Origin of the sequence: Thermogemmatispora onikobensis, from assembly GCF_001748285.1 — a bacterium.
Classification (GTDB): domain Bacteria; phylum Chloroflexota; class Ktedonobacteria; order Ktedonobacterales; family Ktedonobacteraceae; genus Thermogemmatispora; species Thermogemmatispora onikobensis.
Genome location: NZ_BDGT01000003.1, coordinates 122007 through 142695 on the forward strand (window position 1 = coordinate 122007; position 20689 = coordinate 142695).

General features: G+C 58.7%; 16 protein-coding genes. 11 read left to right on the plus strand and 5 right to left on the minus strand.

The window, feature by feature from the left end; all coding sequences use genetic code 11:
• The first annotated feature begins 134 nt into the window (after window positions 1–134).
• The gene (locus BGC09_RS02530; protein WP_084657860.1) at window positions 135–875 is read left to right on the plus strand and encodes a response regulator transcription factor; all 741 of its coding nucleotides are present in this window, start codon (window positions 135–137) and stop codon (window positions 873–875) included.
• 355 nt (window positions 876–1230) lie between these two features.
• On the opposite strand, the gene BGC09_RS02535 is transcribed toward BGC09_RS02530, so the two are convergent.
• Entirely contained in the window at window positions 1231–2283 is a 1053-nt protein-coding gene (locus tag BGC09_RS02535) for a lipid II:glycine glycyltransferase FemX (RefSeq protein ID WP_084657861.1), read from the minus strand.
• Window positions 2284–2439: 156 nt separating this feature from the next.
• On the minus strand, window positions 2440–3672 hold the full coding sequence (locus BGC09_RS02540; protein WP_069801772.1) for a glycosyltransferase: 1233 nt from the start codon (window positions 3670–3672) through the stop codon (window positions 2440–2442).
• Window positions 3673–4142: 470 nt separating this feature from the next.
• Here BGC09_RS02540 and BGC09_RS02545 point away from each other — a divergent pair, with 470 nt between their 5' ends.
• The 4 genes from BGC09_RS02545 to BGC09_RS02560 all read left to right on the plus strand — a co-directional run bounded on the left by BGC09_RS02545 (window position 4143) and on the right by BGC09_RS02560 (window position 10844).
• A complete protein-coding gene (locus BGC09_RS02545; RefSeq protein ID WP_069801774.1) occupies window positions 4143–5315 on the plus strand; it encodes an FAD-dependent oxidoreductase in 1173 nt (390 codons plus the stop codon).
• Between the two features lie 63 nt (window positions 5316–5378).
• Window positions 5379–6644, plus strand: coding sequence for a carboxylate--amine ligase (locus BGC09_RS02550; protein ID WP_069801776.1), 1266 nt, complete (start codon window positions 5379–5381; stop codon window positions 6642–6644).
• Window positions 6645–7116: 472 nt separating this feature from the next.
• Window positions 7117–9381, plus strand: a complete 2265-nt coding sequence (locus tag BGC09_RS02555; protein WP_069801778.1) for a glycosyl hydrolase family 18 protein — start codon at window positions 7117–7119, stop codon at window positions 9379–9381.
• A gap of 143 nt (window positions 9382–9524) precedes the next feature.
• Window positions 9525–10844, plus strand: a complete 1320-nt coding sequence (locus tag BGC09_RS02560; RefSeq protein ID WP_069801780.1) for a chitinase — start codon at window positions 9525–9527, stop codon at window positions 10842–10844.
• A 118-nt stretch (window positions 10845–10962) separates the two neighbouring features.
• On the opposite strand, the gene BGC09_RS02565 is transcribed toward BGC09_RS02560, so the two are convergent.
• Together BGC09_RS02565 and BGC09_RS02570 are read right to left on the minus strand one after the other, a co-directional pair.
• Window positions 10963–11799 carry a PIG-L deacetylase family protein gene (locus tag BGC09_RS02565; protein ID WP_141727601.1) on the minus strand — a complete coding sequence of 279 codons (837 nt, stop codon included), beginning with the start codon at window positions 11797–11799 and terminating at the stop codon, window positions 10963–10965.
• Between the two features lie 115 nt (window positions 11800–11914).
• Window positions 11915–12472, minus strand: a complete 558-nt coding sequence (locus tag BGC09_RS02570) for an acyltransferase (protein WP_069801784.1) — start codon at window positions 12470–12472, stop codon at window positions 11915–11917.
• A gap of 534 nt (window positions 12473–13006) precedes the next feature.
• Between BGC09_RS02570 and BGC09_RS02575 the strand changes: the two genes are divergently transcribed.
• From BGC09_RS02575 to BGC09_RS02595, 6 genes are all read left to right on the plus strand, one after another.
• Window positions 13007–14065, plus strand: coding sequence for a GumC domain-containing protein (locus tag BGC09_RS02575; RefSeq protein ID WP_069801786.1), 1059 nt, complete (start codon window positions 13007–13009; stop codon window positions 14063–14065).
• Between the two features lie 25 nt (window positions 14066–14090).
• Window positions 14091–15050, plus strand: coding sequence for a hypothetical protein (locus tag BGC09_RS02580; protein WP_069801788.1), 960 nt, complete (start codon window positions 14091–14093; stop codon window positions 15048–15050).
• A gap of 27 nt (window positions 15051–15077) precedes the next feature.
• A complete protein-coding gene (locus tag BGC09_RS23340) occupies window positions 15078–15209 on the plus strand; it encodes a hypothetical protein (protein WP_275935486.1) in 132 nt (43 codons plus the stop codon).
• Window positions 15210–15396: 187 nt separating this feature from the next.
• Entirely contained in the window at window positions 15397–16896 is a 1500-nt protein-coding gene (locus tag BGC09_RS02585; RefSeq protein WP_069801790.1) for an O-antigen ligase family protein, read from the plus strand.
• Window positions 16893–18185: a glycosyltransferase family 2 protein gene (locus BGC09_RS02590; protein WP_069801792.1), complete on the plus strand. Its 1293-nt coding sequence runs from the start codon at window positions 16893–16895 to the stop codon at window positions 18183–18185. Before BGC09_RS02585 ends, BGC09_RS02590 begins: the two co-directional genes overlap by 4 nt.
• 32 nt (window positions 18186–18217) lie before the next feature.
• Window positions 18218–19462, plus strand: a complete 1245-nt coding sequence (locus tag BGC09_RS02595) for a glycosyltransferase family 4 protein (protein ID WP_069801794.1) — start codon at window positions 18218–18220, stop codon at window positions 19460–19462.
• Window positions 19463–19754: 292 nt separating this feature from the next.
• Here the strand turns inward: BGC09_RS02595 and BGC09_RS02600 are convergent, their stop codons facing one another.
• Window positions 19755–20429 (minus strand): sugar transferase, encoded by a 675-nt coding sequence (locus BGC09_RS02600; protein ID WP_069801796.1) that lies wholly within the window; start codon window positions 20427–20429, stop codon window positions 19755–19757.
• Window positions 20430–20689: the final 260 nt, after the last annotated feature.

Genomic DNA, 20689 nt, shown 5'->3' on the forward strand with positions numbered 1-20689 from the left:
CTTCAATTGAGGAGTTGTAAACCTGCAGGTCATTGTGTTTTAATACTAGAGAGTTGAGCGTTCCCGAGAAGGCAAAATCTTCTACTATACGAAATCCGGTAGAGTATCGGCAGCTATGAGAATGGGGTATTTTGATGAAATTGCTTATTGTTGATGAAGACCGTGATCTTGTTGAAATGTTGACAGGCTGGTTAAAGACACTGGGGCATGAGGTGCGACGCGCGTACTCCGGTGAGCAGGCGCGTCGTGAGTGGGAAGAGCACAAACCAGACCTGGTGATTCTGGATACGGCACTCAAAGACACCGATGCTCTCGCCATGTGCCGCGAGATGCGTACGCGGCACGATGCCCTTGTGCTAGTCATCTCTCAAGAGCGGGACGTACACGATGAGGTTCAGTGTTTGGAGGGAGGTGCGGATGATTATCTGCGCAAGCCTTTCTTCCCGGCCCAGCTGCTGGCGCGCATCCGAGCTGTCAGTCGGCGAGGGCGTTCAACGCTACTCTTACGTCCTCCTGCTGTCATCACCGTTGGCCCTCTCTCCATCGACTCTCTCCACAACGAAGCCCGCATCTTTGGCAAAACGGTGCATCTCACACCCACCGAGAGTAAGCTACTGCATCTGCTAGGAGTCAATGCCAATAACGTCTGTACAGCGGGCCAGATTGTGGCCCATATCTGGGGTTTTGGGAACGACGGCGATGCCAGCCTGATCAAGGCCCATATCCACCATCTCCGGCAGAAAATCGAACCGGACCCGGCTAATCCGCGCTACATACTCACCGTACCGGGGGTGGGCTATACGCTGGTACGCCACCCTGAGAAGGCCGAGGCCACGGCTAGCACATCAGAGCATGCCCAGCGAGCCTCTGGCTGAGTGCCAGGCTCGTCTGACATGGGATGCTCGTCACTGCTGCCTCGCCCCGCCTTTCTTCCGGTCTCTCACCAGGCGGTCGAGCGTGCGATGACCCTCTGGGCCAACGAGCTCCGCGGCTCGTCGATCACAAACGCCGGGAGAGCACTCGCGTCATGACCACAAAGCCAGTCGGGAACGCTCAACACTAGTCGGGCAAATAGAGGAGCAGGACGGCGCAATGCCTCGCTCAATCTGTCTCCTGGCACCTCTGTTTGCCCTTCCCACCTGTCTTCACTTAGATCGCGGGTGACCGGCGCGCTGCGCCGCCGATGGATCAGCCTGCACTGAGTTGGCTATTGCGTCGCTTCCTGCTCGCCTATCCCAGATAACGATAGAGCAGCCCTCCGAGGGGACCGCTCACCTGGAGAGGCAGTAATCGCCAGCAGCTTGTCACGAGACGATAGCCACGGCTCTCCTCGGAGGTGCTGACCGGACCGGCCCGGTGCGGATAATAATAATAGGGCAGCGGCACTTTCTCCGCTCCCCAGCGGCGCTTAAACTCCATCAAACCCTGATTCGCACAGGCCGTGCGCCCAAGATCCAAGACCCTGAAGCCCTCTTTGCATGCCTGCTCAATCGCCTGCCACATCAACAGGTTATTGGGTGCCAGCTGCAGGTAGCGTTCGTGTGAAGCTCCATAGGCATAGCGCAGCGTTCCACTCGCCGCCAGGAAGATCATCCCAGCGATCGGCTGCCCCTCATACTCCGCCAACCATAGCTGTAACCGTCCGCTGGGCGCGAAAGTCTCCCACAGCTCCAGAAAGAAGCGTCGTGGCTGAGCGGGCAACCCGTGTTTCTTACAGCGTGTGCGCAGATGGAGCTGATAATAGCTCAGCATCTCGTCGCGGCGCTCTGCCAGCCGTACCTGGACTCCTAACTGGGCCGCTTTGCGCACTTGCCGCTGTACTGGCTTCCGCAACTGGGTCCACATCATTTGAGCATCCTGCGCGAGCGGGAGTAGCCAGCGCACGTAGAGATCGCTGGCCACAAAGCGGCTATCCGCCTGCAGCAACTCATTGGGGCCACAGCGCAGCTCCAGGCAGTCTGCTTTCTGCTCCGCGGCCAGCGCCAGAGCCTGATCGAGCAGGATCTGAGCATGCTCAGCACTGTCAGCCAGCAGCGGGCAGTAATCCGAAAAAGGGAAGGCCACTAACCGCCGACTCCCTGGACGGTTCTGCACGAGACAGAGTGGCAAAAAGCCGCAGAGTTGGCCAGCCTCATTGCGCAGTCCCAGCGGCAGCAGTTTATAACCATAGAGACGGCTGATCAACTCTAACCACTCTGGCATGAGATAGAAGGTCTCGCTGGCTTCCTGCGCCAGGGCTGGCGACCACGTCTGCGAAAGAGAGAGCGTTGCCTGCGTCATCATCACTGCTCCTAGCCCGTGCTAGCCTGGTAGCTATCTTTACCACCGCCCCTACTGCCACCAGTCAGTAAGAGGGCGAGCGTCCTGGCGCCAAGCATCCAGCCAGCAGCAGCAAGCCTGCGCGATGTATGAAGGTCATCGCCAGGCCTTGCTATCTGGCTAGAGACAGGAGCCAGGGGAGAGCGGCGTCCTTCCCAGAAGCTCCTCCTCGGAGAGGAGGGCCGCCAGACGCTCTTGGCAGCTCTCCCACGAATAGGCTTGCTCCACCAAGCACCTACCAGCCTCAGCCAGGGCCCGCCGGCGCCTGGTATCCTCGAAGAGCAAGACGACAGCGCTTACGAAGTCTTCAGGGGTGTCAGCGAGCAACAAATGGCGACCAGAGGCCACAGCCAGGCCCTCAGCTCCTAACGTCGTTGAGACGACTGCCTTACGCATTGCCAGCGCTTCTAGAATTTTGAGGCGCGTCCCGCTCCCGATGAGCAAGGGAACCACCACAACGCTGGCCCTGGCCAGATAAGGGCGTACATCGGGCACTGTACCAGTGACCGTTACCCCGGGCAGTCTGGCCAGGCGCTGTACCGAGCGAGGCGGATTGCGCCCTACAATCCACCACTCAGCCCCTGGCACTCGCTCGCGGATGAGCGGCCAACACTGGCGCGCAAAGGAGAGCACAGCCTGCTCATTGGGATAATAGTCCAGCGAGCCGGTGAAGACGATCCGTCGCCCTTCCTCCTCCTCACCCATACGGGCAGGGGCAAAGAACGAGAGATCCACGCCATTGGGGACAACTCCAACACGAGCCTGTGGGAGCAGCTCCTGTAAGAGCTGGCGCTCGCGCTCGCTCGCCACTAAGACAGTAGCCGCCCGCTTACAGCACGCCAGCTCGCGCGGTTTGACCAGGCGATACTCACGCCTGTTATACCACCTGCGCAACCAGCCCTTCTCAGCGAGATAGGTGCGATAGAGCAGCTCGTACTCAAGGTTGTGCTGCAGAATAAGCAGAGGCAGAGAGACAGGAAGATGCAGACCAGCAGCAGTAAGGGCGCCATCGACATAGATCGCCTGATAGTTATCCTTGGCCAGAGCGCGATCAAGCGCGGCCTGCAAACCAGGCGGGCAACGCTCAGCGATGGCGCTTGACTCTCCCCGCACCACGTTAAGCGCCTGCCTCCAGCGTCTCCAGCGTGAGGCCGGGGAGGGGACCAGGTCGACGCTCCACAACCGCTCTAATAGCGGCCCCAGGCTTGCCGCCTCTGGCGACTCCTCTCCACGGCTCAGCGCGATCAGCGAAACAGAATACTTGCTCGCCAGAGCCTCTAAGACATAGAAACTGCGCGCTCCCCCCCCCCAGGTTGGAGCGGGCATGTAAGGGATCACCGCCAATAGCTTCATCAAGGCACCTCTCTCGCTCGGCGTCGTCTACCAGCCCCATGGACAGAGACACTAGCTCCTCCGAGCAGATACTTCCTCCGGCCCGGTCGCCATTGCAGCCAAACGTCCGGAGAGCAGGCGCTCTGCATAGGACTCTCCGCAACCCCTTCATTGTTGTTGCTGCTTCACTAAAGGACCTGCCCAGTCAGTAAGCATAGCGCTTGCTGATCGCGGAACGGTTGACCTTCAGGTCAAGAATGTGTTCCTGTAGAGGCCAGCCAGTGCATATTCGCAATCGGGAGAGGGCCAGTGGCGACCTCTACCAATTCGCATAACCCTCCCCGCCACCACGACATTTTCTTTACCAGAAGAAACATCGCTTCCCAACGCACGAGCAGTACGCTGTTAGAGACACTAAGATCGCACTCGCCAGCGGGTCACCCATCAGGGCGACCTGCAACGATCAGCCGCGAGAGAGGGAGGGTGCTTGCGTGAGCAACGACACCACAGTCGTCATCGGCGCCGGACCATATGGGCTTTCGATCGGCGCTTACCTCAGGGGGCGCGACCAGCCCACCCTGGTCTTTGGCCGCACCATGGAGTTTTGGCAGCAAATGCCCACTGGCTTTCACCTGAAGTCGGTCTGGAGCGCTTCGACACTCTTCGACCCGGATGGCCGCTATAGCCTGGATGGCTATTGCGCCGCTACTGGCACGCCACGTCAGGAGCCGCTGCCGATCACGCTCTTTCTAAACTATTGCTGCTGGTTTCAGCGCCAGGCAGTTCCCGATGTAGACCCGACGTATATCACCAGGCTGGCCCGCGAGGGCGAAACATTCGCGATTGAGCTGGCAGATGGCCGCTCTCTGAAGGCGAGGCGCGTTGTGGTCGCCAGCGGGATCGCCCCATTCTGCTACGTGCCTGAGTTCGCTCGTCACCTGCCGCCCGAGCTAGCTTCCCATACGCAGGCCCATCGCGATTTCTCCAACTTTGCGAACCGCGAGGTAGTTGTGGTTGGACGCGGCCAGAGCGCCCTGGAGTGCGCTGCCCTGCTCCACGAGGCCGGCGCCAGCGTGGAGCTGATCGCTCGCGGCCCAGTGATTTGGATTAACCGCGCGCTTTACCACCGCACCGGTCCCGCCCGCCGCATCTTCTATCCCCCCAGCGATGTCGGACCCCCGGGTCTCAACTGGCTGGTCGCCTCGCCGTTGCTCTTCCGCCTCTTCCCGGAGAAGACACGCTATGCCCTCGACCGTCGCGCGGTCCGACCAGCTGGGGCAGAGTGGCTGCGCCCACGGGTAGAGGGCCATGTCCGTATCACAGATACGGCGGAGGTCGTGAAGGCCACTCCTCGCGGTGAGCGCCTGGAGCTGGCACTCAGTGACGGGAGTACACGCCTGGTCGACCACCTGTTCCTGGGGACTGGCTATCGCCCGAATATTCATAAGCTGACGTACCTTGATGAGGCCCTGCGGACGCAGATTCTGGCACGGGATGGCTATCCGGTGCTCAATGAGTGGTTTGAGTCGTCGGTCCCCCGCCTCCACTTCGCTGGTGCGCTGGCTAACCACAGCTTCGGGCCGATTTGCCGCTTCGTGGCCGGGGCGAAAATCCCCGCCCGCCAGATCTTGCGCTGCGTCCAGCGCGACCGCCGCTTCGTCTAGCCTCGGTTCAGTGTCTGTTCCTGAAGCTGGCCGGCGCGCTATTCTAGGTCGGTAGATACGCTGATGCCTGATAGAGCTGCTGAGAGGGGGGAGAAGAGGCTCCCCCCCGCCCTGATCCTGGGAAGCGATTTCAAAGCTCTGGGAGTTGCTCGCCGCTTGGGCCGCCGGGGCATCGCTTGCACGGTGCTCGATGCCGTACCGCGCTCAGCCTGGTTCTCACGCTATACGCGCCGGCGCATTCGCTGGTCCGGCTCTCTCGGCGATGAGGCGCTGTTGACGTTCTTGCTCTCATCCGGTCCCACTAGCAACCTGCAGGGCGCAGTCCTCTTCCCTATGCAGGATGAGGCTGTCGAGCTGATTAGCCGCCACCATACGAAGCTGGCTCGCCTTTATCGGCTCACAACTCCACCCTGGGAGGTGGCTCGCTGGGCCCTCGATAAACGCCTGACTTATCGCATGGCTCAGGAGCTGGAGGTCCCCGCCCCACGCACGTGGTACCCCACCGATGAGCAGGCCCTGCTAGACCTCGACCTCCAGTTTCCTGTGATCGTGAAGCCGGCCATCTCGGTCCATCTGCAATATACGTTGCGCCTGAAGGCCCTGGAAGCACGAAGCCACGCTGAGCTGCTAAGCGCCTATCGCCAGGCCCGCACAGTCCTGGAGGCCGATGAGATCTTGCTTCAGGAGCTTATCCCCGGTGGAGGCCAGCTTCAGTATTCGCTGGGCGCTTTCTGTGAGAACGGCCAGCTCCTCTATGCGTTGACCGCCCGCCGCCGCCGCCAATATCCAATCGATTATGGCCTTGGCTCTAGCTTCGTAGAGGCTGTCGAGGTCCCGGCCCTCTACCCTTTAGCCGAGAAGCTCCTCCGCTTCATGGGCGCAAGCGGCATGATCGAGGTCGAGTTTAAGCTCGATCCCCGCGATGGCCTCTACAAGCTGCTCGATATCAATCTGCGGCCTTGGGGCTGGCACTCGCTCTGCGTGGCCTGCGGCCTGGACCTGCCCTATCTGCAGTATTGCCAGGCCACCGGCCAGACCGCCCATCCCCCTGGCCCTGTTCGCTACGGCGTTCGCTGGCTGCGCCTCCTGACCGACCTGCCCGCCGGCCTCCAGGAGATACGTGCCGGCCTCACCAGCCCTCTCGCTTACCTCCGTTCACTGCTCGGCCCCACAACCTTCTCTGTCTTTTCTTTGACCGATCCTTTGCCCGCCATCGGCGATTTGCTCGTCGCCCTGCTGCGCCTCAGCCACCTCCAGGCTTCCCATCCCACCCCCATCTCCTCACCCCCCCCCACCAGCGCCCAAGAGACAGCTCCCCCAACACGCTAGCTCTTCCCCCCACCATCCTCTCCCCCTTCAATCTATCTGGTCTATACATCTTGACATATAAACCATGAATGGGTACACTCCATATGAGGAGAGGAGATCAACCGGCCTCTGGGGCCTGCCGGGATCTCCCTGTGGCAGGTAGCAGTCTGGCCTCGCTGTTCACAATCGACGCGAATCCACCCCAGGTGGAAGACAAGTACTGGGAGCTGTCGCTGAGACAGGGCCTGCGCACTGCGACACACATCCTCGGGCCACGCGCGGACAGAGGCCGTTCCTGACCTGCCTGAGTTCGAGAAGAAAGGAGGAGAGACTGGCGAAAGGGCTGCCCTGCTCGCCTCCAGACAGGCAGCCCACAGAGTCCTATCCAGATCAGCACGCGCGAGCCCAGCACGCGGTTGGTCGGCTGCCGCGTGTCTTTGCCAGGGTCCTCCCAGCCGAAACTGCTAGCAAGGAATGTTAGCAAGGAGAAACCATGAGACGACAGGAAAGACTCTTGCAGTTTGGAATAGCGGTGGCTCTACTCTGCTCGGGTCTGGCCGCTCTACTCTACTCTCACCCGCTCCAGGTACGGGGCGCTACGGTGATCACCACACCGACCAATGTCCACGTGGTTGCTACCGGGCCGCAATCGATCACCCTGTCCTGGTCGCCATCAACTGACAACTCCGGCACCGGTGATGTGCCGGCCTACTACGTCTACAATGGCAGCAACATCGTTGCCACCTCGATGGGGACGGCAGTGACTATTAGCTCGCTGCTACCCTCGACGAACTATACGTTCACTGTTCAGGCTTACGACAAGGACGGCAACACCTCAGCACCCAGCGCTCCGATTACGGCTTCCACTCAGGCAGCCAGTGCTCCAACTTACCAGAAAATCGCCTACTTTGATCAGTGGAGCATCTACGGCAATGCGTACTATCCCTCGACCGTTGATACATCAGGAGCCGCCTCACGCCTCACCACGATTATCTATGCTTTCGAGAACATCGACCCCACAAATCTGACCTGCTTCGAGGCGATCAAGGCGTCTGACTCTAGCAATGAGAGCAACCCCAACGCCGGGGACGGGGCAGGCGATGCTTTTGCAGACTATCAGAAGAGCTATAGCAGCACGAACTCCGTCGACGGCAGCTCGGACTCCTACAGTCAGCCGATTAAGGGCAACTTCAATCAGCTTCGCGAGCTGAAGGCCAAATATCCCAACTTGAAGATTTTGCTCTCCATCGGCGGCTGGACCTATTCGAAGTACTTCTCCGATGTGGCTGCAACGGCCTCCTCACGGCAGAAGTTCGTCAGCTCCTGCATCACTATGTTCATCAAGGGCAATCTGCCCACCGGCATCGGAGGCGACCCATCAGGTGGCCCTGCTGCCGCTGCTGGGATCTTCGACGGCTTCGATATTGACTGGGAGTACCCCGGTGTCCTGGGCCACGTCGGTAACCACTACGGCCCCCAGGATAAAGCCAACTTCACGCTCCTGCTCCAGGAGTTCCGTAGTGAGCTTGACGCCTACGGGGCAAGCATCGGTAAGCATTTTACACTGACAGCGGCTGTTCCTTCGGGACAGGATAAGATTATGCAGATCCAGACCGATCAGATCGGGAATTATCTGGATTACGCCGACGTCATGACCTACGATATGCATGGAGCCTGGGAAAGCAGCGGCCCTACGAATTTCCAGGACCCGCTTTATAACTCCTCGCAAGATCCTTCGGCTCCTATCCCTCCCGGTCAGGCCAAGTATAATATCGATACGTCCATTCAGGCCTGGACAAGCGGACTCTCGGCCTACAGTATTCCTGGCGGCTTCCCTGCCAGCAAGCTGGTGATGGGTTTTCCCTTCTACTACCGCGGCTGGACAGGCGTACCCGCCGGCAGCACACATGGTCTCTACCAGTCCGCTACCGGCGCTTCACCATCCTTCTCCTACAGCCAGACCCCAGGTATCGCTTTCTACAAGGAGCTGGCCGCCGCCGGTTTGACCAGCAACGCGAGCGTGAACTTCTTCGATCCGACTACTCAGGCCTCCTGGATCTACGACGGCACCAATTTCTACACGGGCGACACGCCGCAGTCGATTGCCGCGAAAACGACCTATATTAAAAACAAGGGCCTGGCCGGCGCCATGATGTTCTCCCTGGAGGACGAGGACGCAGCCGATACGCTGCTAAATGCCATCGTTACTGGTCTGGGAGGCAGCCCGAACCCTGGTCCGACACCAACGCCCACACCAACGCCGACCGCGACCGCGACTCCCAGGCCGACCAGTACCCCCATACCAACGCCTACACCTACCGCGGCGCCGACAGCTACTCCCACTCCTAGCCCAACCCCAACTTCTCCCCCGTCTGGCTCTAATCTGGTTGCGAATCCTGGCTTCGAGAGCGGCTCACTGGCACCCTGGACCTGTGACACGGGCGATACGGTCGTTTCCTCACCTGTCCATAGTGGCTCTTACGCTCTGCGACTGGCTCCAACCAGTTCGACGACAGGCCAGTGCACTCAGACTATCAGCGTTCAGCCTAACCATACATATACGCTGAGCGCTTACGTCAATGGTCCCTATGCCTACCTGGGCATCAGCGGAGGAGCGAGCAACTGGACCAGCAGCAGCAGCTATACGCTGCTTTCCGTTTCCTTCACTACGGGCGCCTCAACAACCGCTGTCACGATCTATGTACATGGTTGGTACTTGCAGGGGAACGTCTACGTAGACGACGTCTCGCTTCACTAGCCCCTTGTCCAAGGCTAGCAGCAGTGGGGGAGCGAGAAGGCGCAGCAGGGCCTCAGCCAGGTCTAAGCCTGTCACTCTCCTCCCCCACCCTGACCTTGCCAGGCCGCCTGGTCAAAATCCACAGTAAGCAAAGGAGCGAGGATATGACATCTCTAAGAGCTTTCCGCAAAAGCAGACCACCAACACCAACACGGCGAGCCTGGCTGCTCGTCGCTGCCGCCTTTCTGGTGGCCTGCCTGGCCGCGGCAGCCTTCAGCTTCCAGCATCAGCAGAGGCCAGCCCAAGCTGCCACATCGCCAGGGCCAGCCTGGTATAACGCAGCCCCTTACGTCATGCCCCTCGCGAATAACCCGCCATCTCTGAGCACGGTGATGGCCGCGACCGGTGCCCGCGTCTTCACACTGGCTTTCATTGTCGCAGACAATGGCTGTACTCCCGCCTGGGAGGCCGATAGCGGTCTGATCGATGTCGCCGCCGATAGCCAGGCCGGCCCGATGATCAACGCCGTGCGAGCAGCCGGCGGCGATGTCGTCGTCTCTTTTGGTGGCTATAATGGCACGAAGCTAGGCCAGGTCTGTGGCACTCCCCAGGCTACCGCCGCCGCGGAGCAGGCAGTCATTACCAAGTATAGTCTACGCGCCATCGACCTGGACCTGGAGGAGCCTGAGTACGAGAATGCCGCTGCCATTAATAACGAGCTGGGGGCCGCCCAGATTTTGCAGGCCAACAACCCTGGCCTCATGATCACCGTTACCTTGCCAGGCACTACCTCGGGTACCGGCTACTTTGGGCAGCAGCTCCTTAACACCGCACGGAGCCTCGGCTACAGGCCCAGCAGCTACTCCATCATGCCCTTTGATGGCGGCTTCAACGGCGCCAGCAGCCAAATCAGCGCCCTGCAGAGTTTTCACACCATTCTCATGAACACCTTTGGCTGGGATAGCGCAACCGCCTATGCCTATGAGGGGATCTCCTCGATGAATGGGCGCACCGATAGCGGGGAATACTTCTATCAGTCCGATTTCCAGACTGTACTTAGCTTCGTCAAAAGCAATCACCTGGCGCGCTTTACTTTCTGGTCGGTGAACCGCGATCGACAGTGTACCCCGCCAGATAACAACGGGAACCTCTCGGCCACCTGCAGTAGCGTGCCGCAGAACGACTGGGATTTTACCCGCATCGTCACGCAATTCGCCCAGACGACTGCGGCGACCCCTACAGCAGCCCCTTCGTCAACACCACCCCCCACCGCCACCACTGTCCCGACGCTCACTCCCTCACCAACGCCCACTTCACCAGCCAGCAGCAACTGCACCGGTATTGCTCCCTGGAGTCCTACCACGGCTTATACTGGAGGCAGCAAAGTTACCTATAACGGCTATCTCTGGCAGGCGAAATGGTGGACATATAACGACGTGCCGGGCGGGCCGGCAGGTGTCTGGGTCCAGCTGGGTCGCTGCTAGGAGACGAGCGAGCCTTGACCGCCACCTCCTCCAATCCACCAGATCAAAGAGAAGCGTCCAGGCTCCCCTCTACTCCTGAAACCGACTGGCGGAGATCTTTCACCATCCGCCAGTCGGTTTATTGATAGAGCTGGTGGTAATCAGCCTGCAAGGCCGCACGCCAGAAGCGTTCCACATGCGTTCCCTGCTTCGAGCTAATCTGACCACTATAACATTCGATGCTTCGATAGAGTGTTGCGGCAGAGCCAAAGTTTATGCGCACCTGCGATGCATAGAGGCTGGCAGCCTGTTGACGCAAAGCCAGTGTATCCGAGATCTCCACCAGCTGAGGCTGCATGCTGATCCCCACCTCCCGCAGGCGCTTTTTGAGCGCAGAGCGATGCAGGACATAGGGGAAATCTTCGTAGAAGACTACATTGGCCCCATATACCAGAAGCCGGAAGGCAGCAGCGGAAACCACGCGGTGATCCACATGGCCCCCGATACCCAAGGGCGCATACCAGTGGAGCGAGGGGAGGCGACGATGGAGAGCCAGACAAAGGTGAAGTAGGTCCTCAACAATCCAGGCATCGACCTGACGCATACGCCCGCCGATAGCCCGCTTCCAGCGATAGAGGGCCGGCGAACCACGATAGATGGCGTCGAGATAATCTAACCAGAGGCAATCAGCCCGCAGCGAGGAGCAGGCTTGCTGGTCTTCCCGGCGGCGAAGCTCTACCAGGCTAAATGCTTCGTGTTGACTGCTCATCGTGCGCTGGATGCGTCGAGCAACGGAGCTTAGCTTTAAATCAGGACCAGGAAGGCCAGCGAATACAGTTACAATCAGCGAACCTTCCCTTTGGAGTGTTTGTAAGGCAATGGTTCCACCACAAGAATAGACAGCATCATCAAAGTGTGGCGAGAGATAGACATGCTGATATTCAGGACCAACGTCGTCCATAGCAGAGACAAGCAACCCTAAACTCCTTTCAGCTCACGACCAAGCAGCTCCTGAGCCAGTTGGCACGGCGAGGGAAGGAAAGGAACCGAGCCAGATCGATCCAATCCCTTGCCGTCAGCTTCACAGGGCGCTACCCAAACAGAGGATGAAAATGTGCTAGAGAATAGGAGGGATTGCGCAGCTGGCGCTCTCCAACCACGCGCGCAGGCACACCACCCACAATAGCGTAGGGAGGAACATCGTGGGTCACGACCGCCCCAGCCATCACAACAGCCCCTTCGCCGATGGTCACGCCCGCCAGAACTGTCGCCCGCGCCCCCAAGAAGGCGTAGTTACCAATCACAATTGGCTTGTAGATATCCTTGTGCTCTGGATCGTTGATATCATGCGAACCCGTGATCAGCCAGACCCCCGGTGAGAGACTGACATTTTCGCCGATCACCAGCCCCCCCGTTACATATAGCAAACAGTCATAGTTAATAACAGAGCCTTTGCCAATAACAACGCGACGCCCTCGACCACGCAGACCCGCCATCTGAACACGGACGCCAGAGAGGATCGTCACCTGGGGACCAATCTCCCATCCCAGAATCGTGCGATACCAGGCATAGCGCAGGGTATAAGAAGGAATATAGTTGATCCATCGGTTGGTGAGATATTTGATCAACTCACGGACGGCATCTCTCATATGAGCACCTCCGGCAGCGCAGCCAGGGACGCAATCGCCCCCACGGACCAGGAGCAGCACATCACCAGCAGTCTTCGGGTACTCTGGAGCAGGCTCAGGCTCCTCGACAGCTATGCAGCAGATTATGACTACCTGCTCTGCCCACCACCTGACCCAGGCCGATCAGCAACTCAGGCCCCAGATGTCTCTCTGGCAGTAAGCCGCGCTAGTCAGGTGTGCAGCCCCTGCCAATCGGCTTACTCCTGGTCTATTCGGGTTATAGCACGTCTTTGTAGTGACAGGATTGCGAACCTGGTAAAGAACGGGTCTTTTTCCTAGAGGAGGGTAGACGAACAGTACCCGGGCCTTTATCAGTTCTCACCTCAGTTCATTGGTAGCGCGATGTGCACATCGAACCCCCGGCGGAAACGACATCTTCACATACATGAATACCACTTTATCATCGAACCAGTAGTACCCTTGTAGCAGACCATACATCAGCAGAAAAAACGAGAGGTTACCTGATGCTACGCGAAGCGAAGGAGGTTTGATCTTGTGGGGCGTGTACTTGAAGCCATCTTCCGCCGGCCCCTGCAGCTCATCTTGCTGCTCGTAATCTTTCCGGCCCTGGCAATCGCCGTTGTGCTGATTCTTCCTCCATCGTACGAAACCACGGCCTCGTTGTGGGCCCTGCGACGCTATGAGGTCATCGGAGCCACCGGGCCGGAGACCAATCTCCAGGCAACACCAGCAGAGACCCAAGCTACGGCTCTGAGCGAGCTGCTGCAAAGCCGCACCTTCGCTTTAAAGGTGGCTTCTCAAACACAGCTCGCCTCGACACTCGACACGCGCACGCGCTCCGATCCGCTCCTGCGTGACGATGCTCTCTTTACGGAAATCTCTAAGCATGTGCTCGTGCGCGCAGTGGGCTATAACCTATTCACTATTACCTATGAGAATAAGAGCGCGCAAATTGCCCAACAGGTAGTAAACTCTGTCATCGAGAACTACAGTCAACAAAGCCAGCAGTTCAGTATTGCAGAAGCACAGTATCTGCTCCAAAATTATCAGGGCCAGCTCGTGAAGGCCCAGCAGGACGCCGCCAACGCCGCGGCTGCCGAGGCCCGCTATCTTACCAATCACCCTGATCTGGCTCATCAGGTGCTGACTTCTGGCCCCGATTACGCCGCTACGCTGGACCCCGCCTACGGCCTGCTCCATAGTCAGACCAAGCAGGCCCAGGCTACGGTGGAAAACTTGCAGTCGCTTATCGCCAGCCTGAATCAGGAGATTAGTTCTCAGGGCACTGGCACCAACAGCCTTTTTAAGGTCATCGATTCCCCAAGCGTGGGCACACAGCAGGTCTCACGCATGAAGTCGCTCCTGATCGGTGGCGCGATTGGTCTGGTGGCTGCACTCGTCAGCTGCTCTGCCTTGGTGATCATTCAGGTTCGCCGCAACCGCGCGGTCTATACGCCTCTCGATCTGCAGAAGATCACAACGCTCCCGGTGCTGGCTCAGCTTCCGCGCCTGGGGAAGGAGGGTATTGCGGCCTTGCTCCCTTCAGCCGCTTCTGGCGAGCTGCTACCCGGCAGGGATGGTATTCCTAACTAGCTGAGGAGAGGAGAGGATAGCGCTTATGGCAGAACATGATCGACTCAATAAGAATAAAATGAAGCAGAATACTGGCGCCCACGACCCGGAAAACGATACGGTTAAGTTGCCAGCTCTCCGCTCGCAGTCGACCGCTGCCGCCCTGGCTTCGTCAAGACCAACAGAAGAACAGGCCCCAGACACCCCACATGAGCCTGAGCCTGAGCTGGCGGCAAAAGAGACTCCTAAAGAAGAGGCCAAGAAGCAGAGTGAGGCGCTTAGCAAGGTCAAGGTTCCAGAAACACCGGTGCCAGGCAGGTCCGAAAAGACGGAGCCGGAACAGCGAGAGACTTCTCTCAAGAGCCAAAAGACGCGCGAGTTGCTCAATGCTCAGGCCCTGCGCGAGCGCTGCCGCCAGTTGTGCGCCGCGACTTTCTTCCGAGAGCACTCGACAATTCGTAGCCTCGGCTTCACAAGCGCTACCGCCGGCGAGGGCAAGACGCTCCTGGCTCTGGCAACCGCTACGGTGTTGGCTAGCGACAGCGGGCAACCTGTGACACTGCTGGAATGTACCTGGGAGCGCCCTCGCCTGCAGGAGTTGTTCAACCTGCCACGTCGACAGGGTTTAGCGGAATGGCTGCGCGGCGAGTGCAGCGAGGAGGCAATCCGCTACCAGGTGTCGCCCGAGCTGACGGTTATCCCCGCCGGCAATGCCGCAGGCCAGGCTATGAAGTTGATCCATCAGCTCGCTGAACGCCAGCTTCTCGCCCGCTTGCCCGCCTCCCAGGGGCTGTTCATCCTCGATCTGCCCCCGCTGGTGACATCGGGCTACGGCGCTCTGGCTGCAGGCCTGGCCGATTCGCTGATCCTGGTAGTGCATGCCGGCGTGACTTCCGAGGTGTTGGTCAGCGAGGCCTGCGCTCAGCTGAGGGACCTCCCTGTCCAGGGGATCTTGCTGAATCAGATCGAGAGCCATATTCCACGCTGGATACGCCAGCTGCTGTGAGCTCGCCTTTAGAAGAATACCTGGCCTATGAAAACGATCGTGATCTTGCTCGGCTTTTTCCTGACGCTGAGCCTCTTTATCAGGAAATATAACGCTACAACGCGGCTGATCATGCTGCTGGCCGTCGCTCTGCTGATCGCTTATAGCACGTTCTTCTGATCAGCTCAGCAAAGCATAGGTGCAGTAGATCTGGCTTTGTTGTCGCAGTTTGCACAACAGATAGTGAAAGACTATGCCTTCTTTACCAGAGTCACCGCCACGGTCGAGACAGCTCTATCGAGCTTACCCTGATGAACCGGTATCCCAGCCGCGCGAGAGCAGCATCCTTCCTTTCTGGATCGCTCTCATGTTGGGCTTGACCGTCCTTCCTCTGCTGATGCTGGCCGGCTCCTCCCTCGGCTTCAGCATCCTCGTGGCCTTGCTCTCCGCCTGCACCGCCGGCTTGCTGATTATACGCTGGCCTGTCACTGGCCTCTTCCTCTGCCTGGCTTGCGTTCTGCTCATCGAGCAGAATCCTTTGCAGTTCCATATCGGCACCGATCAGCTGAATATCTTTTACTGGCCACCTAACATGGCCGGGATGATCGAACGCCCCATCGGTTTTTTGATGCTGTTTACCCTCTTTATGAGCATCTGCCACCGCCTGGCGAAGCGCCGTCCAGGCCTGGAGGGTGGCCCTCTCTTCTGGCCTTTCATGGCGTTTCTCCTCTGTGTGGCAATCGGCGTTCTTCACGGCCTGGCAACCGGCGGCGATCTGAAAATCACTGTTCTGGAGGTGCGACCGCTCTGGTATCTATTCCTTTCTTACTTACTGGCCTACAACTTGATTTCCCAGGTGCGCCACGTCCGCCTCTTCCTGTGGTTTGCTATCCTGGGAGCCGCCGTTAAGGGCCTGCAAGGTTGCTATATCTATCTCTTCGTGCTGCACGGCGATCTGACGAATCAGAACGAGATTATGTCACACGAGGAGTCTTTTTTCTTCGTCTCAATTTTACTACTCATCATCCTCTTCTGTTTGCTGTATCGCTACCGTCCACAGTTGTATGCAGCTTTGGCCGTGCTCCCGGTAGTGCTGATTGCGCTGATCGCTAATAAGCGACGCGCTGACTATATCGCCTTGATCGTGGGTGTGCTTGTAGCCTGGGCCTTTGTGTTCTACTTGAAGCCGCAGCTGCGCAAGCCTCTGCTAGCAGGACTGCTGCTCTGCGCTGCCCTGGGCATTGGCTACGTCCTCGCTTTCGCTCATGGAACGGGCAGCCTTGCGGAGCCTGCCCGAGCGATTGTCTCGGTCATTGACCCTTCGGCTTCAGATACTCGCGATCAGGCATCAAACGCTTATCGCAACGCCGAAAATTATGATCTGAAGTATACGGTAGAGCAGAATCCTCTGTTAGGGCTGGGATTTGGGAAGCAGTTTTTGCAACCCGAGCCACTGCCAGTCCTGGCTAGCGATGATCCCGAGTTCGGCGGCAATCCTTATTTGTATGTGCCACACAATACAATCTATTGGATCTGGATGCGCCTCGGACCCGCTGGCTATGTGGCTCTCTGGTTCTTGCTGGGTTCGCTGATTGTGCGCGGCGGTCTGATCGCTCGCCAGCTCCACGATCCCTATCTGCGTCTGATTGCCGTCTATGTGATAGCAATCACCTTCATGGAAGTCATGGTGGCCTACGCGGACTACCAGCTTTTCTTCTATCGCAATGTGATCTATCTGGGTTTGCTGGCTGGTTTGTTGATGCGCTTGCCAGCCCTGGAACAAAGGCGCTCCGAGCAGGAGACGTCTCAGAAGAGTAGCTCCACCACACCACAGGTCCAACCGGTTTTGAGCGAGGTCGGCCTATGACGCTTACGACGTTCTTTGCTGGGCTGCTCCCCTTGCTTTCCTGGGCCCTCCTCCTGGCAGAGCTGGCACTGGCTCTGCCTATTGGCTATCTGACAGTGGTCACAGCAGCCGCCCTGCTGACTCGTCTGCCAAGCCAGGCTACTGCCTCAGCCCCACCATCCAGCACCACCGAGCCACTGCGCTTTGTGGTGCTGATTCCTGCCCACAACGAGGAGTCGGTCATCGAAACACTCCTGGCAAGCTTGCAACAGCTTGCGTATCCGCGCAGTCACTACCAGGTCTATGTGATCGCCGATAATTGCACTGATGATACAGCAAGCCTGGTCCGCTCTACCGGTTGGGCCAGCGTCTATGAGCGCTGTGATCTTCAGCGACGCGGCAAGGGCTACGCCTTGAATTGGGCTTTGACGCGGCTGGCCGAGGATGGTGTGAGCTACGACGCCTGTGTGTTCCTGGATGCCGATGCCGTGGTCGAGCCTTCTTTTTTGCAGGCCCTGGAGCAGGCTCTACGGGCAGGTCTGGCTCGCGGCGAGGATCTGCAGGCTCTGCAGGCCAGGAATACGGTGCTCAATGCTTCGGCCTCGCCGGGAACAGCTCTGCGCTGGCTGGCCCTCTCTTTGATGAATCACGTTCGCCCCCTGGGACGGACCAGATTGGGCGCTTCGTCGACTCTGACAGGCAATGGCATGTGCCTGACCCGCGCTCTGCTGGAGCGCTACCCCTGGGAGGCTTTTTCACGCGGCGAGGATTATGAGTACTATTTGCACCTCGTGGAACAGGGAATTTATGTCCGCTACGTGCCCGAAGCGATCGTCCGTTCTCAGATGCCGCTTCGCTTTGCTCAGATGCGCTCGCAAGATCTGCGCTGGGAGGCCGCTGAAGCAAATACGTCCGCTCTCAAACGTGCTTCGCGCTTGCTGCGGGCAGGATTGCAGGCCGGCGATTGGCGCCGTAGCGATTGGCGCCGTGGCGATTGGCGCCGGCTGGAGGCAGTGGCCGAGCTGCTTACACCTCCGCTCTCTGTACTGCTGGCCGGGACCACGCTGGTGCTCCTGGCCAGTTTGCTACTTCGCTGGCCTCCTGCTATGGTGTTAGCCCTGCTCTTGCTGCTGGGATTGAGTGTCTATGTGCTTTCCCCTCTGGCTCTGTTAGATCCGCCTAAAGGGATCTATCGGGCTTTCTTCTTCGCGCCCGTATTCGTCCTCTGGAAACTCTGGGTCTATCTCGTGCTTCGTCAGAGCCAGAGACAACAAAGAGATTGGCTGAGAACCGATCGCACGCCCGCCTGAATTGTGGTTCGGTCTGAAAGGGGATATTGGGAATGCCGTCGCTACGCATTGTTCACATTAGCTACGACTGGTATCGCTTTGACCCTCTGGTACGTCGCCTGGCTGAGGCCGCCCGCGCCAGAGGGCACCTGGTTGATGTCATTTGTCTGCGTCATGGCTCGGAGCCTTCGTATGAAGAATGCAACGGCGTCTCGGTCTACCGCGTCCCTCTGGATCGGGGCTTCGGCCAGCCATTGCCGCTGACGGTGCTCGGCTGGCTCAGATTCCTGCTGCTCGCCGCCTGGACAGTGACACGGCTCCACTTCCGCAAGCGCTATGATGTGATTCAAGTGCATAACATGCCGGACTTCCTGGTCTTCGCTGCGCTCATTCCACGCCTTTTTGGAGCACGTGTGATCTTGGAGGTACAGGACGCCTCGCCAGAACTGATGGCTGTCAAGACTCGCGGGCGCCTGCGCTCTTTGGCCCGAGGACTGGCAGCTTTGCAGGAGCGCATCTCGACTTTGTTCGCTGACCATGTGATCACGGTGGGCTGGCCTTTCGAGGAGCTGCTGCTCAGGCGCGGGGTCCCCCGCCACAAGCTGTCTGTTATCCTCAACAGTCCAGACCCGCGCTATTTCCCTCCCTCACGGCGCGCTCGCGTGCCTTCCACCGAGGAAGACGGCGATTTCATCCTGATGTATCATGGTACGATGGCGGAGCGGCATGGCCTTGATGTGGCTTTACGCGCCCTGGCCCTGGCTCTGCCCGCCGCCCCACGCCTCCGCCTCGATCTTTTGGGACGCGGGGAGCAGATCCCTTTTCTCCACACGCTGGCCGAGGAATTGGGAATCAGTGAGCGCGTTACCTTCAGAGAGACTTGCACGGTAGAAGAGGTGGCTCACTTTATCGCCCACGGGGATGTGGGCATTATCCCCTACCGCTGCGATGGGTTCATGGACCTCCTCTTGCCCACTAAAGCCTATGAGTTCGCCTGGCTGCATCGTCCAATTATCGCCACAGATACCAAAGCGATCCGCTCAATGTTCCGTCCCGAGTCGGTTGTGCTCTGCGAGCCGGAGAATCCGCTCAGCCTGGCAGCAGCTATTGTCGATCTCTATCACCATCCCGAGAAGCGCTTCCAGCTCGTTGAGAACGCCGCCAGAGACTTTGAGCCGTTCCGCTGGGAGCTGATGAGCGAACGCTACAACGAGTTGCTGGAGAGAATCTGTGACCGCCATCGCTCCCCACACTCTGTCTCCCTCTCCAAGGAGATCAGCAGGCAGCATCTGCACTAGCTTTTGCGCAGGCCTTGGCGCAGCTACCAGACCCCTCCGAGAGGGTCTCTCCGACGAACAGCCTGCCGGCAAGACGGCAAGGGAAGAGAGAGGCCCGCAATAACGCAACTCATCTCTCAGACTTGCCTCTACTCGCTGGCCAGCCAGGCCAGCAGGAGGCACAAGATAATACCCTTTGGCTATAAGAATAACAATAAGGGGAGGGGCATCCTTGCCCCTGGGATGGAAGAGACGAAGACCTAGAAAAAAGAGGTCGGTAGGTAGTAGTCTAGCAAGAGGGCGAGTCAGAGGCTCAGGCGCCGCCACGACCGCTCAGCATCACCAGCGGAGTCAAAGCGATGAGCCTGAGATCTTCCCAGATCGATTGGCGCTGCAGATAAGCAATGTCCATTTCTACCATCGTCTTAAAATCGACCTTGCTGCGTCCATAGACTTGCCAGTAGCCGGTCAGCCCAGGCTTGCCTGCCAGGCGCAGCCAATCCCGTTCACTATACTGCTCCACCTCATAAGGCAGGGGAGGGCGTGGTCCGACGAGCGACATCTCTCCGCGCAGCACATTAAAGAACTGAGGTAACTCATCGAGGCTGGTACGGCGGAGCAGACGACCGATTCTTGTAATGCGCGGATCGTCGTTCAACTTGTAAGGATTGGCGGCCTGCTGGCCACTGCTGAGTCGGTCACCATTCATATAACGCCTGATAGCCTCGCGATGCAGATAATCATCGCTGTTTGCATACATTGAGCGGAACTTCAGCAAGATAAATTCCTTGCCGTTCCATCCCAAGCGCTTTTGGCGGAAGAAGACAGGACCAGCAGAATCGAGCCGGATCAGAATGGCTATCACCCCCATCACTGCCAGGAGCAAGGGCAACAAGACCAGGGTAACCACTACATCGACCAGTCGTTTGAGACGCAGGTAGCCGGGGTCAACAGGAATCTGCAAGCGAGGCTCCGAGAGAACCGCCATAGAGCATCCTCCCTCCACAGAGCATAGAAACAGTGTGTGGATAGTTGTCGTCACATACTGGCCCACGTTCTGTTTAAGAGGATAGCGCTCTGAGGTAGAGAACGGGTGCAGGCGCCCATAAAGATATGGATAAAGAAAGCTCTGACTGGGGCCGGGATGGTACACAATGGTTGAGTCGTCCTTGCAGGGCCCCTGTCGAGGCTGGCCTGGCGCCGCGCTCACCGGCCCCTACACAGAGAAGACCAAGCACCAGTCGCCGG

Coding starts and splice junctions, on each gene's coding strand:
- BGC09_RS02550 (WP_069801776.1), top strand. CDS start 5,379: ATGCCTGATAGAGCTGCTGAGAGGGGGGAGAAGAGGCTCCCCCCCGCC.
- BGC09_RS02560 (WP_069801780.1), top strand. CDS start 9,525: ATGACATCTCTAAGAGCTTTCCGCAAAAGCAGACCACCAACACCAACA.
- BGC09_RS23340 (WP_275935486.1), top strand. CDS start 15,078: ATGAAAACGATCGTGATCTTGCTCGGCTTTTTCCTGACGCTGAGCCTC.
- BGC09_RS02535 (WP_084657861.1), bottom strand. CDS start 2,283: ATGATGACGCAGGCAACGCTCTCTCTTTCGCAGACGTGGTCGCCAGCC.
- BGC09_RS02555 (WP_069801778.1), top strand. CDS start 7,117: ATGAGACGACAGGAAAGACTCTTGCAGTTTGGAATAGCGGTGGCTCTA.
- BGC09_RS02540 (WP_069801772.1), bottom strand. CDS start 3,672: ATGAAGCTATTGGCGGTGATCCCTTACATGCCCGCTCCAACCTGGGGG.
- BGC09_RS02595 (WP_069801794.1), top strand. CDS start 18,218: ATGCCGTCGCTACGCATTGTTCACATTAGCTACGACTGGTATCGCTTT.
- BGC09_RS02590 (WP_069801792.1), top strand. CDS start 16,893: ATGACGCTTACGACGTTCTTTGCTGGGCTGCTCCCCTTGCTTTCCTGG.
- BGC09_RS02580 (WP_069801788.1), top strand. CDS start 14,091: ATGGCAGAACATGATCGACTCAATAAGAATAAAATGAAGCAGAATACT.
- BGC09_RS02585 (WP_069801790.1), top strand. CDS start 15,397: ATGTTGGGCTTGACCGTCCTTCCTCTGCTGATGCTGGCCGGCTCCTCC.
- BGC09_RS02570 (WP_069801784.1), bottom strand. CDS start 12,472: ATGAGAGATGCCGTCCGTGAGTTGATCAAATATCTCACCAACCGATGG.
- BGC09_RS02530 (WP_084657860.1), top strand. CDS start 135: ATGAAATTGCTTATTGTTGATGAAGACCGTGATCTTGTTGAAATGTTG.
- BGC09_RS02600 (WP_069801796.1), bottom strand. CDS start 20,429: ATGGCGGTTCTCTCGGAGCCTCGCTTGCAGATTCCTGTTGACCCCGGC.